Below are 14878 nucleotides of genomic sequence, written 5' to 3' on the forward strand. Positions count from 1 at the left end.
GTCGTTATCCCTCTTTCATCAGCAGGTCCGCAAAGGCGTCCAGCAGTTTGTGTTTCAGTATCTTGCCCGTCGGGGCCGCCGGTAGTGCATCTACCGCAAAAATCCGTGTTGGCCGCTTATAGCCGCTTAATCGCCCCGCTACAAAGTGCGCGAGCGCGACCGTATCAAATGTCGCAGGACTCCGGCACTGCACAAAGGCCAGGATATCCTCGTCCCCCACTGTGTTGGCCGCACCGATCACGGCACTCTGGATCACCTCCGCGTGGTCATTCAGTGCGGCCTCCACCTCTGGTGGGTAGACGTTGAAACCGCCGCGAATGATCAATTCCTTGGCGCGGCCGACGATATGCAGATTGCCTGCCTCATCCAACTGTCCCAGATCGCCGGTGCTCAGCCAGCCATCCTGCACAGTTTGCGCGGTCAGATCGGGGGCGCGGTAATAGCCCTTCATCACGTGGGGGCCACGGGTCAACACCTCGCCGATCGGCATACCGGCTGGCGCATCTATCCTGACATCAACCCCCGGCAATGGGCGGCCTGCGCTAGTGTCGGGATCACCGATTGCGTTGCGACTGCCGCTGACGCCAGCGGTGCTTTCGGTCATGCCATAGCCGTTTTGCAGCGGCAGGCCATAGAACGCCTCGGCCTTGGCCTTCCACGCAGGATCGAGCGGGGCAGCTCCGGACGAGACATAGCGCAGCGCGCTGTTTTCCAATCGGTTCAGCCCCCGGTCGGCCGCGTATTGCATCAGCAGTGCATGCATCTGCGGCACGCCCGGAAAAACCGTCACGCCGCTTGTCAGGGCCGCGTGCAGGCGTGCGGGGCTGAACCGCGTTTCCAATTGCAACGCAGCCCCCGACAGCGCACAGGCGATCAGCACGGACGCCAGACCAAAGACATGGGTCAGCGGCAGCACGCCGTAGATCCGGTCCTGCGCTGTCATGCTGCGCAGCTGCACCGACAGGCCACCGGCAAAGATCAGGTTGGCATGGGTCAGCATCACCCCCTTGGGCGCGCCCGTCGTGCCGGTGGTGTAGAGGATGACGGCAACATCAGCGGTCTCAGCCTCGGCAGGGCTAGCATCGCACTGCGTCATGTGGAACAGGCCAAAACCGATGTCCTGCGGCACGGCGGATGTCGCGTGGGCCAAGGCCTCGGCGGAACAGCCAGAGGTATAGATCACCACGCGTGGCTGCGCGTGATCCGTGACGCGCAGGATTTCCGGTGCGGTCATGCGTGCATTGACCGGCACCGCGATCGCACCGACCCGGCTGGCGGCAAAGATGAAAACTGCTGTCGCAAGGCAGTTTTCCGCCACGATCAGCACGCGGTCGCCAGCCATGACGCCCGATTGCGCCAGCAGCTCGCCCGCTGCCGCGATATTGCGATCGTATTGCGCGAAACTGACGGCACCATCAGGATCGATGATGGCTGTTGCGTCCGGCCGTAGCGCCGCCTGCCGTGCGATCAGCGCGTCGATGCAGTCTGCGTTTTGCATGTGAACACCGCCTCCCCACGGTGGTCGGTTGCGTCAGGCCACGGCCAGCGCCACGAACCGTTCGGTATGATAAAGCGTGTCGCCAAAGCGGTGATCGACCATAACCAACCGCCGCGCGAGATGCGCCAGCGCGTATTCCTGCGTCATGCCGATCCCGCCGTGCAGCTGGATCGATTCCTCAGCCACCAGGCGCGCCGCCTGCCCCACCAGCGTCTTGGTCGCCGACACATGAGTATCGCGCACCAGCGCATCGGCATCGACATGCCCGGCCAGGTTAATGACGGCGGACCGGGCCTGTTCGATCTCGATCAGCATGTCTGCCATGCGGTGCTGCAGCGCCTGAAATTTGCCAATCGGCTGGCCGAATTGTTTGCGGGTTTTCAGGTAGTCCGTGGTCAGTATACGGATCGCGTCCATCAGGCCGATGGCCTCGGCGCTGATCGCCAAGGTGGCGCGGGCGTGAACCTGCGCAAGCGCCTGATACCCTTTACCCGCAGCGCCAAGCGGCGTGCCGGGCGTGTTGTCCAGCGTGATTTCCGCTGCGTGCCCACTACCGGTCAACGGATAGCTACGCCGGGTCAATCCGGGCGCATCCGCGTCCACGATGAACAGGCTGATCCCCGCCTCATCCGCCACATCGCCGCTGCTGCGCGCGCTGACGATCAACCGATCCGCCGCACCGCCGTTCACGACCACCGCCTTGCGGCCCGACAGTTTGCCGTCCGTCACGGTGCTGGCGACCCGAGACAGGTCGTAGCGGCTACCGGGTTCGGCGTGTGCCAGCGCCATCTGGCGGCGGCCTGCGATGACCTCCTCCAGTAGCGCCTGCTGATCCGCATCACCCAGCGCCGCGATCAACCCGCCGCCCAATAGCCCGGTGTCGATCAGCGGTTCGGTCGCCCCGACGCGGCCCAACTCTTCGGCCACCAGCGCAATATCGAAACCCGCCCCGCCGAAACCGCCCTGGTCTTCCGTAAACAGCGCCCCGATCACGCCAATCTCGGCCAGCCCGGACCAGACGACGTCGGACCAGCCGGTTTCACTGTCCGCGATCTGCGACAGCAGCGCGGGGGTGTATTGGTCACGCAGGTAACGGCGCAGACCGTCCTGCAACATCTGGCGTTCTTCGGTCAGGTCAAAGTTCATGGCTGTCTCACAATTCCAGAATGGCTTTGGCGATGATCGACCGCTGCACCTCGTTCGAGCCACCGTAGATCGACAGCTTGCGGTTGTTCAGATATTGCCGCGTGCGTGCCTGCGCATAGGCGGGACCGACGGGGTCGTTGTCGCCCTCAAGTGCTTCTGACACGTATGGCATGGCATAGGGACCGACAGCCTGCATGGTCAGCGCGTTGATTTCCTGACGCACCTGCGTGCCCTTGATTTTCAACATCGAGCTTTCTGCACCCGGTGCCTGGCCTGCGGCGGCGGCACTGACAACGCGCAGATTGGTCGTCGCCATCGCCATCAGGTCGATCTGCACCTGTGCGATGCGCGCGGCAAACAGCGGGTTCTTGATCAAGGGCTGACCGCCGGATTGTTCGGCCCGCGCGATCCGTTTCAGCTGTTCCAGCCCGGCGCTGGCAAATCCGACACCCGCGATGTTGGTGCGTTCATGCGTCAGCAGATATTTGGCATAGGTCCAGCCCTTGTTTTCTGCACCGACCAGATTGGCCGCAGGCACGCGGACGTTGTCGAAAAACACCTCGTTCACCTCGGCTCCGCCGTCGATCAGCACGATGGGCCGCACGGTGATGCCGGGGCTGTTCATGTCGATCAGCAAAAAGGAAATGCCTTCCTGCCGCTTGCCTTCGGTGCTGGTGCGCACGAGGCAGAAAATCATGTTTGCGTGCTGGCCCAGCGTGGTCCAAGTTTTCTGACCATTGACGATGTAATCATCGCCGTCGCGCACCGCAGAGGTCCGCACCGCAGCCAGATCAGACCCGGCCCCCGGTTCGGAATAGCCCTGACACCACCAGTCGTCGCCGTTCAGAATACGCGGCAGCCAATATGATTTCTGATCCTCTGACCCGAATGCCATCAGCACCGGCCCCAACATCGCAAGCCCGAACGGCACGATGCGCGGCGCGTGCGCCTTGGTCATTTCATCCTCAAAGATGTGGCGCTGCACCGCGTCCCAGCCGGTGCCGCCGTGTTCAACTGGCCAGTTGCCCGCCAGCCAACCCCGGGCGTTCAGGATTGCGTGCCATTCCTCGTGGTCGGCCTTGGTCAAGGACTGGCCGTTGCGGACCTTGTCAGACAAACGGGTTGGCAGATGCTCGGCCAGAAAATCGCGGACCTCGGTCCGGAATGCCGTCTGGGCGTCGGTATAATGCAGATCCATGACGGTCCCCCTTAGTAGATTTCAAACAGGCCAGCGGCCCCCTGGCCGCCGCCGATACACATGGTGACAACGCCCAGTTTCGCGCCACGGCGGCGACCCTCTATCAACAGATGACCGGTCATGCGCGCCCCTGTCATGCCGAACGGATGACCCAGCGCGATGGACCCACCGTTCACGTTCAAACGGTCGTTGTCGATGCCCAGGGTGTCGCGGCAATAGATCAGCTGACTGGCAAAGGCCTCGTTCAGCTCCCACAGATCAATGTCGGCAACTGTCAGGCCCGCGCGTTCCAGCAGGCGCGGCACCGCATAGATCGGACCAATGCCCATCTCGTCGGGTTCGCAGCCCGCTACGGCAAAACCGCGAAACGCACCCAGCGGCGCAAGCCCCGCACGGCTGGCCGCACCCGCATCCATCATCACCAACGCCGCCGCCCCGTCAGACAGCTGCGAGGCGTTCCCGGCGGTAATGAACTGATCGTCGCCACGGACGGGTGACAGGCTTTGCAGCCCAGCAAGCGTCGTGGTCGGGCGGTTGCATTCGTCCTTGGCAATCGTCACCTCGCGCGCGGATGTTTCCCTGGTCGCCTTGTCCGTCACCTGCATCGTCACGGTGATCGGCACGATTTCATCGTCGAACAGCCCCGCATCCTGCGCGGCCGCCGTGCGCTGCTGGCTTTGCAGGCCCAACGCATCCTGATCTGCGCGGCTGATGCCATAGCGTGCCGCGACGATATCGGCCGTTTCAACCATCGGCATGTAAAGGTCGGGTTTGTTGTCCAAGATCCAGGCGTCGCGCGAATGGCGCGCGGGCGGCTGAACCATCGAAATGCTCTCGACCCCGCCGACCAGCACGGCCTGCGCACCTTCCTGGGCGATCATGTGACCACCCATCGCGATGGCCTGCAAGCCGCTGGCACAGAACCGATTGACCGTGGTGCCCGCGATGCTGACGGGCAGTCCCGCACGGATCACGGCCTGACGGGCGATATTGCCGCCCGTGACATATTCCGGATAGCCGGTCCCCCAGATGCTGTCCTCGATCAGCGCAGGATCAATCCCCGCCCTGTCGACGGCGTGGTGCGCGACATGACCGGTCAGCGTCGCCCCGTGGGTCATGTTGAACGCACCGCGCCCGGCCTTGCCGATGGCGGTGCGGGCGACAGAAACGATGACGGGCAATGACATGGGCAATCCTCAGGTATTCAGGCTGGCAAAGGTCTGGCCGTCCTGCACGAGACGTTCCAGCAATGGGGCGGGTTTCCAGAAATGATCGTCCAGAACCGCAAAATCGCGGATATCCGACAAGATGACGTCCAGCCCCACGGTGTCGGCATGGTGCATGGGTCCACCCCGAAAACGGGGGAAACCGTAACCGGACAAAAACACCACATCCACGTCAGAGGGGCGTTGGGCGATGCCTTCGTCCACCACGCGGGCCCCCTCGTTCACCATGGCCGCCATGGTGCGGCGCACGATCTGTTCTGCGCTGAATTCGCGTGGTTTCAGGCGCAGACTGTCACGCACATCGCGGATGATCGGTGGCACATCATCATTGGGCCGGCCCTTGGGCGTCGCATCGTCGTAAATGTAATAGCCACGTCCGGTTTTCTGCCCCAGCCAGCCTGCGTGATACAGCGCATCCGCAAACAGGGGCGCGCGGTCACGGGGATGGGCCTGCGCCGCCTTGCGCTGGCGGGTCATGTATCCGATGTCGAGGCCCGCCAGATCACCGACCTGATACGGTCCCATCGCGAAACCGAATTCTACCAGCGCGCGGTCGATCGCATAGGGGCTGGCCCCGTCAAGGACCATGTGATCCACCGCCGTGCGATAATGCGACAAGATCCGGTTGCCGATGAACCCGTCGCAAACACCTGCGCGCACGCCGACCTTGCCCAACGTTTTTGCCAGTTGGAACGCCGTTGCCGTCACATCGACCGCCGTTTCATCTGCCACGACGATTTCCAGCAGCTTCATCACATGCGCAGGTGAAAAGAAATGCAGCCCGATCACATCCGCCGGGCGATGTGTGGCCTGTGCGATCAGGTTCACGTCCAGATAGGACGTGTTGGTGGCAAGGACCGCGCCCGGTTTGCAGACACGGTCGAGGTTGCGGAAAACCTCGGCCTTGACGGCCATGTCCTCGAACACGGCCTCGACCACCAGATCGGCCTCTGACAACGCGGCGTAATCTGTCACTGTGGCCAGCGCGTCCGACAGGATCGCATCGCGGCCAGCTTCGGTCAGCTTGCCACGTTTCACGGCGCTGGACAGGTTGCGGGTGATGGTGTCGCGGGCGCGTGCAGCACTGGCCGCGTCACGTTCCACCAAGGTGACGTGCAGCCCTGACAAGACCATCGCCGTGGCGATCCCTGCCCCCATCGTGCCGCCGCCGACAACACCGGCACGGGTCACGGGACGCGGGGCGACATCCTTGATCTGCGGGACCTTTGCGACCGCGCGTTCCGCGAAAAATGCGTGCATCAGACCCGCGCGCTGCGGTGTTTTCAGCAATGACAGGAATGCCTTGCGTTCAGCCGCCAAGGCCTGCGCAAATGGCATCCTTGCGCCTGCCACGACGGCATCCAGCACCGCCAGAGGTGCCACCTGACCGCGCGCCGACTGGGTCAGACGCTTGCGCCAGCCATCCACCAGATCGGCGTCGAACTGCGGAAACGGCATGTCACTGACACGGCGCGGACCGGCTCCGTCTTGCGCAAGCTTTGCCGCATAAGCCATTGCATCCGCGCGCAAATCGTCACCTGCCAAAGCATCCACAAACCCCATGTCCAGCGCCTGCGCGCCCGTCACGGGCCGACCAACCGTCATCAGGGTCAGCGCGTTTTCTGCGCCCACCAGCCGCGGCATGCGCTGCGTGCCACCGGCACCGGGCATGACCCCCAGCGTGACCTCTGGCAGGCCCAGTTTCGCGGTCGGCGTGGCAATCCGGTAGTGCGCGCCCAGCGCGACCTCTAGCCCGCCGCCCAGGGCGGTGCCGTGGATCGCGGCCACCACGGGTTTGGGGCTGTCCGCGATCCGGTTGATGACATCAGGCAGATAGGGTTCCACAGGCGGTTTGCCGAATTCGGTGATATCCGCGCCACCGATGAACAAACGGCCTGCACCGATAATGACGGCGGCATCTGCGCCGTCATCGGCGTCAAATCGCGTGATGGCGTCCCACAGACCCTGACGCACCGCCTGCCCCAGCGCATTCACCGGCGGATTGTCGACAGTGAGAACCGCCACGCGGTCCTGCAGATCATAACTGACGTAGGTCACGCGTGCCTCCTCCCGGTCCTCATACCCGGCATACCGCACTGGTCAAATATTTCAATATGCAAAATGTTATTCCGCTATGCGGAATAATTTACAGATCTCTTGATCCGATCGCCACACCTTGCCCCATCATGCGTTCCAGATCGCGCACGGTGCCCGCCAGCTTGGGCCCCACTTCTTCGCGCATCCGTGCCACGCTCAGCGCGGCGGGCATGGCACCGCAGGTGAAGACAACCGGTTCACCCAGTTCACGCGCATGAAACGGCACGGCCACGGCGTGAATGTTGGCCGCGAAATAGCTGTCGGGGTCGGTGATCACGTAGCCCTGGATCATCAACTGGTTCTGGGCATCGGCCCGGTCGGTCTGCGCCTGCTGGACCGTCAGCCCCTTGTCGCCCACGGCCTCTTGCAATGTCGCGGCAAAGGCATCGTCGCCAAGCGCGCCGAACATCGCATGCCCCGACGACGACCCGTGAAACGGCAGACGGTGCCCCACCTCGAGCCAGAGTGAGGCGACATTGCGCGGACGCCATGTCTTGACGATCAGCATGCGCCCTGCATCCCGCACCAGCAGCAGCGACAAGGTGCCTGTGTCATCGGCCAGCCGCTGCATCAGTGGCCCCGACAGGTCCACAAAGGACAGCGACGCGCTGGCCATGTTGCCCAGCGCCAGCAAGGCGGGACCGGGACGGTAGCGGTCGTGGCGGCGCGCGTGGGTCAGGTAACCCAGCGACTGCAACGTGAATGTCAGCCGCGAAACTGTCGATTTCGGCAGCCCGGTCCGGTCTGCGATTTCCGCATTGCCCAACCCGTCGTCCGATGGCCGGAAGGCCCGTAAAACACTCAGCCCCCGCGCGAGGGTCGTGGCAAAGCGCCGGTCCTTTTCCAGATCACCGTCCATCCGGGTCACTCCTGTTCGTTATGTCCCGACCAGTTATAGCGAATTCGGAATCAAAAGCGAAATGATCGGAAAGGACATGATGAGGATCAGCACCAGCACATCGATCGCCAGAAACCGCGTGATCCCCGAAAAGATGCGGTCGATCGGCACGGCCTTGCCCACCACGTTGCTGATGACGAACACGTTCAGGCCGACGGGCGGCGTGATCAGGCCGATTTCCAGCAGCTTGATGACGACGACGCCGAACCAGATCAGGTTGAAACCATAGCTTTCGACCAGCGGCACCATCAGGGGCAGCGTCAGAACCATGATCCCGATGGGATCAAGGAACATCCCCAGCACAAGGTAGATCAGCGCGATTGCGGCCAGCAGCACGACGGGCGACAGCTGTGCATCGCTGACACCATTCACGATCACCGGGGCCACGCCTGTCAGCGCGATGAAGGCCACGAAAATCTTGGCCGCCGCTGCAATCAGGAAAATGGCAGATGTCTGGATACAGGTTTCCCGCAGGCTTTCCCACAGGTCGGTCAGCGTCAGCTTGCGCTGTGCGAAACCGATCAGGATGGCGGCCGCTACGCAGATCGCCGCAGCCTCGGTCGCGGTGAAAAACCCGCCGTAGATCCCACCGACGATCAGGCCGAACAGCGCCAGTGCGGGCCATGCGCCGACGGCCGCAAGCCACTTGTCACGCCCGGTGATCACGCCTGTGAACGCCGGTGCCGCACTCGGCTTGCGTTTCACCCAGATAAAGATCGTCAGCAGAAAGCCCAGCAACGACAGAATGCCCGGCAGGATACCGGCCAGAAACAGTGAAGAGATCGAGGTTTCGGTAAAAATCCCGTAGATGATGAATAGCACCGACGGCGGAATCAGCGACCCCAGCGTCCCGCCAGCGGCCACGGATGCGGTGGCGAGGCTCTTGTCATAGCCCATGCGCAGCATTTCGGGCGAACAGATCCGGCCCATCGTGGATGCACAGGCGATGGATGACCCCGTGATCGCGGAAAACCCGCCGCAGCCCACGACCGACGCCATTGCGACGCCGCCGGGCACCCGCGCCAGCCAGACCCGTGCTGCGTCGTAGATGCGCGTCGTGATATCGGCGCGATAGGCGATATGACCCAACGCGATGAACAGCGGGATCATCGACAGATCATAAGAGTGGATGAGGTCGAACGAATTGGAAAACACCAGCGAGGTGGTTGGCCGCACGGCACGATCCGGCGTGAACGCCCCCGTCCGCGTGGCAAAGATGACGAACGTGCCGATCGTGCCGATGGCCGCCAGTGCGAATGCGATCGGCACGCGGATGGCCAGCAGGCCAATCACGGCGGCAAAGGCACAGATGCCGATGATGGATCCATCGATCATGACTTGTCCCCGTCTTCGGTAAAGCTGCTGGTGGTGGTTTGGGACATCTGCGGAACACCGCCGCTGCGCAGGGTGCGGACATCCCCGATGACCAGCAACAGCAGGCGCAGCCAGCAAAACGACATGCCGATCAGGAACAGCACGCGCCCGGGCCATTTCGGCAGGTTCAGCTGTCCAAAATAATACGAACCACCCGTGATGGCGTGCGCGGCCTCGTTCCAGCCCGCATAGAGCAGCGGCGACAGGGCCAGCAGCCCCATCACGCCGCCTGCGACAACCAGCCAGCCTTGGGTGCGCAGTGGCATCCGGTTGGACAGAAACTCTACGACGATATGCGCCCGGGCCGTCGTAGCAGCGGCCAGCGGCAGCACGATGGCCATGACCATCAATTCGCGCACCATGACGATCGTGTCGGGAATACCCCCATTGACCGTGACGCGCAGCGCCACGCTGATCGTGATCAGCGCACCTAGTGCCACCACGGCGCAGCACGCCAGATCAAGCAGCAGCCGTTCGATGCGATGCAGCATCTGTTGTCCTCAAACTATCAGAAAAGAAGCGGCCCGCGATGCCAGTCAGCACCGCAGGCCCGCTGGTGTCAGCGATCCCAAGGGTAGCCTTGGGCGTCGCGCTCTGCCGTGAATTCGGCCAGCAGCGTGCGATAGCGATCCAGCATGCCCGCGCCGTCCAGACCTGCGGCATTGGCCTGTTCGATCCATGTATCGATATAGGGCGCGCCACGCGCCACTAGCTTGTCGCGTTCCGCCGCATCCAGGGTGATCACTTCGACACCGGCCTCTTGCATGGTCTGCACTGCGGCGTCGTTGTCAGCATTGATCAGCCGACCCAGCGTATCGGCCATGCCGACACCCGCATCATTCAACGCTTGCTGGTGTTCCGGGCTCAGCGCGTCATAGGCGAACTTGTTCATGAAGATTCCCAGCGCACCGACCTGACCCCAATCCATCAGCGTGTAGCTGGTCATGACCTCCTGCTGCTTCAGCGCGGCCACGGCGTAGGAATACCCCTGAGAGCAATCCAGCAACCCGGTGTCCAGCCCCTGATAGGCGTCATAGATCGACATGGCGACCATGTTGGCCCCCAGATCGTTGAAAACCTTGCCGTAGGCACCGACCCCACGCACCTTCAGACCTTCGATGTCTTCAGCTGTCCGTATGGCCGTGTCCTTGCAACCGATATTAACGGCGGATGTCGTGAATGTGCCCAGATAGACCAGATCCTGATCGGCCAGATTGGCGGCAATAGAAGGATCGGTGCGCATCAGCGCATCCGTCGCACGCATCCCGACCCAGGCATCGGCGTTCTGCAACGGCAGATCTGCAATGCCATAGGCCACCATTTCCTGCGGGAAATACACGCCGATGATCGTGCCAAGGTCAGCCACACCGTCACTGACCCCCTGCAATGCCGCATCGGCCTTGAACAGGGCACCGCCCCATTGAATGTCAATTTGCAGATCACCGTTCGTGCGGGCCGTCACGTCATCCGCGAACGCCTGCGTCGCGACGGCGCGCGCACCACGGTTCGGACCCGCCTCACCCAAGATCAGCGTGGTCTGCGCGGCTACCGATGTTGCCATCAAACCCAGCGATACCGCCGCCGCTGCCAAAGTCCTCGTCATCGTCGCTCCTCCCAGAACTTCCAATAAGTAGAATGATATTCCACTATACGGAATTAAGATTCGGAGCAAGCCAGCATTCACTCGCGTCAGTGCCGCCCTGCGACATGCGCGAAATGCCACCAACCACGACAGGCGGCGGCCGGATGTTCACGGTGAAACGGGGCGTCAGACCGACGTGGTGTCCAGTGCGTCAGGCAGACAGACCTGCACCTGCGTGCCCCAGTCCGTGCATCGCGCGGCCAGATCGGGCGGAACAGGTGCATCCGTCACGAATACATCGATCCCCGACAGCGAACCGATCTGTGCAGGGGCCTTGCGTTTGAACTTGGTATGGTCGGCCAGCAGGATCTTGCGTCGGGACTGGCCCAGAATCGTCTGACTGACGCCGACCTCACGCAAGTCGAAATCCAGAATATCACCATCATGATCGACTGCCGAACATCCGATGACGCCAAAGTCGAATTTGAATTTTCGGATCGCGGCTGTGGTGATGTCACCTGTCAGCCCGCCATCCGACTGGCGCAACGCACCGCCAGTCACCACGACCTCGCAGTCGGGATTGCGTGCGAGGATGTTGGCCACGTTCATGTTGTTGGTGACGACCAGCAGGTTGCGATGATGCAACAGCTCGTTTGCAACCGCCTCGGTGCTGGTGCCAATGTTGAGAAAGATCGCGCAATCCTCGGGGATCATGGCCGCACAGGCACGCGCCATCGCGGTCTTGCCTTCGGCATTCAGGCGGCGACGTTCCTCATAGGCGATGTTGATCGTGCCCGATGGCAGCACCGCGCCGCCGTGGACCCGTTCCAGTTTGCCCGCGTCGGCCAGATCGCTGAGGTCGCGCCGGATCGTCTGCAATGTGACACCCAGATGATCCGCCAGGTGTTCAACCGTCACCTTGCCGTCGCGTCGCGCAATTTCGAGGATTTCAGGGTGTCTGATGCTTTGCGACATGAACATGATCCAATGGCTTTTCTTGCAATATGACAGTGAAACCGAACATCGCCCATCCCATACCGCACAGTTGATCGCAGAAAATTCGGTGAATCGCGCGAAATCCACACCAAAACTCGCATTTTCCGCGCGCATTCCCACAAAACCGAAAATAACCGAAAAAATACCTTTTCTTTTCTGAACGCCGTTGCAATGGTGTCGTCACGAATTTGGGGGGATTCACTTTGACGGACGATCGCGAAATCCGCGACCTGCTGGTCGTCGGCGGTGGAATAAATGGCTGCGGGATTGCGCGTGATGCGGCAGGTCGCGGCATGACGGTCACCCTGGCCGAGATGTCGGACCTTGCCTCCGCAACCTCCTCTGCGTCGACCAAGCTGTTTCATGGTGGACTGCGGTATCTGGAATTCTTTGAATTTCGTCTGGTCCGCGAGGCCCTGCTGGAACGCGAAACACTGCTGCGTGCGATGCCGCACATCAGCTGGCCGATGCGGTTCGTGCTGCCCTACCACGCCGACATGCGGTTCGACAGCGACACGCCGACGTCGAAAATCCTGTCGCGCGTCATGCCATGGATGCGCGGACGCCGCCCTGCCTGGCTGATCCGGCTGGGCCTGTTCCTCTATGACAACCTGGGCGGACGCCAGATCCTGCCGGGGACGAAAACGCTGGACCTGACCCGCGGACCAGAAGGTGCGCCGCTGAACCCGCGTTTTGCCAAGGCCTACGAATACAGCGATTGCTGGGTCGAGGATTCACGTCTGGTGGTGCTGAACGCACGCGACGCCGAACAGCGTGGTGCGCAGGTGATGACCCGAACCAAGGTGGTGTCGGCCAAGGTGCAAGACGGAATCTGGTCGGTGACGTTGCAGGACACCGAAACGGGCCACCAGCGCGTGATCCGCGCACGGATGGTCGTTAATGCAGGCGGTCCCTGGGTGGGTCAGATCCTGCGTCAGCAGATCGGGTCCAACAGCCAGGACGATGTGCGGCTGGTGCGCGGCAGCCATATCGTGACCAAACGCCTCTTTGACCACGACAAATGCTATTTCTTTCAGGGGACCGACGGACGCATCATGTTCGCAATCCCCTACGAGACGGATTTCACACTGATCGGCACAACCGATCAGGAACACGATGACCTGTCTGCGCGCCCGGTCTGCACGCCCGCTGAAAAACAATACATGGTCGATTTCGTGAACGCCTACCTGCGTGAACCGATTTCGACAAATGACATTGTCTGGTCCTATTCCGGCGTGCGCCCGCTGTTCGACGAAGGGGCCAGTTCCGCCACGGCGGCGACCCGCGACTATACGCTGAAACTGGACGACAGCGCAGGTGCGCCCGCGCTGAACATCTTTGGCGGCAAGATCACGACCTACCGTCGCCTGGCCGAAAGCGCGTTGGAAAAGATCGGCCAGCGGCTGGACGTGGCACAGGGTCCGTGGACCGCAGGCGTACCGTTGCCCGGTGGCGATTTTCCGGTCGGTGAAGTGGATCTCCAGATCGCGAACCTGCGCGATGCCTACCCATTTCTGGACGACCGTTGGGCCACACGCCTGATCCGCGCCTATGGCACCGATGCGAAGCTGATTTTGGGCGATGCCGCCAGCGTGGCCGACCTTGGGCCGGCGTTCGGTGCAACGCTGACAGCCGCAGAAGTCGATTGGCTGATGGCCCACGAATACGCCCGCACTGCCGAAGACATCCTGTTTCGCCGCAGCAAACTGGGTCTGCGCGACACCGATACAGCCGCACTTGACGCCTATATGACCGACCGCCGCCAACAGCTAAAGGACATCGCATGACACTGGAACTTGACAGCGTCAGCCATGTGGTTGGCGCTCAGACCTATATCCACCCCACTGATCTCACCTTGGAAAAGGGTACGATGAACGTGCTTCTTGGGCCGACGTCGGCGGGGAAAACCACCTTGATGCGCCTGATGGCCGGGCTGGACGTGCCAACCCAGGGCCGGATCCGCTGGAACGGCACCGATGTCACCGGCGTGCGCGTGCAGGATCGCCAGATCGCGATGGTTTACCAACAGTTCATCAACTACCCCGCAATGAGCGTTTACGACAACATCGCCTCGCCCATGAAACTGATGGGGTTGGCAAAATCCGAAATCGACCGCCGCGTGCGCGACACGGCAGAGCTGATGCAGCTGACGCCGATGCTGGACCGCAAGCCACTGGAACTGTCGGGCGGACAGCAGCAACGCTGCGCGCTGGCGCGGGCCTTGGTGAAAAACGCAGGTCTGGTGCTGCTGGACGAACCGCTGGCCAACTTGGACTACAAACTGCGCGAGGAATTGCGCGCCGAAATCCCGCGTATCTTTGCGGAATCCGGGTCGATCTTTGTTTATGCGACAACCGAACCCGAAGAGGCGCTGTTGTTGGGTGGCAACTGCGCGACCCTGTGGGAAGGCCGCGTGACGCAGTTCGGCCCCACGGCGCAGGTTTACCGCAACCCGCAGGATGCGACGACGGCGCGGGTGTTTTCCGATCCGCCGATGAATTTCCTGACGGTCGAAAAACGCGGTGACAGGCTGCATTTCGGTCAGAATGAAACCATGCCCGCAGGCCGCATCTCTGCCGCCGACGGCACCTATCAGCTGGGGTTCCGCCCCAATCACCTGACGCTGGAGCCGGGACCGGACAGCATCCGTTTCGACACCACGCTGTCGGTCATGGAAATCACCGGGTCCGAAACCTTTGTGCATCTGTCCCATCATGGCGCGGCCTGGGTCGGCCTGATCCACGGAATCCGCGACCTGACACCGGGACAGACCCTACCCGTCTACCTCGATCCATCGCGCGTCTATCTGTTCGCGCAGGATGGTGCACTGGTCGCCACGGCCCCCTATGCGGAGGCTGCGTAA

General features: G+C 62.3%; 12 protein-coding genes. 2 read left to right on the plus strand and 10 right to left on the minus strand.

The genetic code is table 11. From position 1 onward, the window contains the following. Positions 1-4: 4 nt before the first annotated feature. The 10 genes from LGQ03_RS03975 to LGQ03_RS04020 all read right to left on the minus strand — a co-directional run bounded on the left by LGQ03_RS03975 (position 5) and on the right by LGQ03_RS04020 (position 11994). On the minus strand, positions 5-1498 hold the full coding sequence (locus LGQ03_RS03975; protein ID WP_226747340.1) for a class I adenylate-forming enzyme family protein: 1494 nt from the start codon (positions 1496-1498) through the stop codon (positions 5-7). A gap of 33 nt (positions 1499-1531) precedes the next feature. After that, positions 1532-2644 carry an acyl-CoA dehydrogenase family protein gene (locus LGQ03_RS03980; RefSeq protein ID WP_226747341.1) on the minus strand — a complete coding sequence of 371 codons (1113 nt, stop codon included), beginning with the start codon at positions 2642-2644 and terminating at the stop codon, positions 1532-1534. Positions 2645-2651: 7 nt separating this feature from the next. After that, positions 2652-3842, minus strand: a complete 1191-nt coding sequence (locus LGQ03_RS03985; RefSeq protein WP_226747342.1) for an acyl-CoA dehydrogenase family protein — start codon at positions 3840-3842, stop codon at positions 2652-2654. Between the two features lie 11 nt (positions 3843-3853). After that, on the minus strand, positions 3854-5029 hold the full coding sequence (locus LGQ03_RS03990; RefSeq protein ID WP_226747343.1) for an acetyl-CoA C-acyltransferase: 1176 nt from the start codon (positions 5027-5029) through the stop codon (positions 3854-3856). Positions 5030-5038: 9 nt separating this feature from the next. Further along, positions 5039-7126 carry a 3-hydroxyacyl-CoA dehydrogenase NAD-binding domain-containing protein gene (locus LGQ03_RS03995; RefSeq protein ID WP_226747344.1) on the minus strand — a complete coding sequence of 696 codons (2088 nt, stop codon included), beginning with the start codon at positions 7124-7126 and terminating at the stop codon, positions 5039-5041. A gap of 88 nt (positions 7127-7214) precedes the next feature. Then, positions 7215-8024, minus strand: a complete 810-nt coding sequence (locus LGQ03_RS04000) for an IclR family transcriptional regulator (RefSeq protein WP_226747345.1) — start codon at positions 8022-8024, stop codon at positions 7215-7217. Positions 8025-8057: 33 nt separating this feature from the next. Next, positions 8058-9395, minus strand: coding sequence for a TRAP transporter large permease (locus LGQ03_RS04005; protein WP_226747739.1), 1338 nt, complete (start codon positions 9393-9395; stop codon positions 8058-8060). Beyond that, a complete protein-coding gene (locus LGQ03_RS04010; protein WP_226747346.1) occupies positions 9395-9928 on the minus strand; it encodes a TRAP transporter small permease in 534 nt (177 codons plus the stop codon). Before LGQ03_RS04010 ends, LGQ03_RS04005 begins: the two co-directional genes overlap by 1 nt. Positions 9929-9996: 68 nt before the next feature. After that, positions 9997-11040 (minus strand): C4-dicarboxylate TRAP transporter substrate-binding protein, encoded by a 1044-nt coding sequence (locus tag LGQ03_RS04015; RefSeq protein ID WP_226747347.1) that lies wholly within the window; start codon positions 11038-11040, stop codon positions 9997-9999. Between the two features lie 165 nt (positions 11041-11205). Beyond that, positions 11206-11994 carry a DeoR/GlpR family DNA-binding transcription regulator gene (locus LGQ03_RS04020; RefSeq protein ID WP_226747348.1) on the minus strand — a complete coding sequence of 263 codons (789 nt, stop codon included), beginning with the start codon at positions 11992-11994 and terminating at the stop codon, positions 11206-11208. A 224-nt stretch (positions 11995-12218) separates the two neighbouring features. Between LGQ03_RS04020 and glpD the strand changes: the two genes are divergently transcribed. Beyond that, positions 12219-13802, plus strand: coding sequence for a glycerol-3-phosphate dehydrogenase (gene glpD / locus LGQ03_RS04025; RefSeq protein WP_226747349.1), 1584 nt, complete (start codon positions 12219-12221; stop codon positions 13800-13802). Continuing rightward, complete coding sequence (locus LGQ03_RS04030; RefSeq protein ID WP_226747350.1) at positions 13799-14878, plus strand: ABC transporter ATP-binding protein; 1080 nt, start codon at positions 13799-13801, stop codon at positions 14876-14878. Before glpD ends, LGQ03_RS04030 begins: the two co-directional genes overlap by 4 nt.

Source organism: Loktanella gaetbuli, assembly GCF_020531945.1.
Taxonomy (GTDB): domain Bacteria; phylum Pseudomonadota; class Alphaproteobacteria; order Rhodobacterales; family Rhodobacteraceae; genus Loktanella; species Loktanella gaetbuli.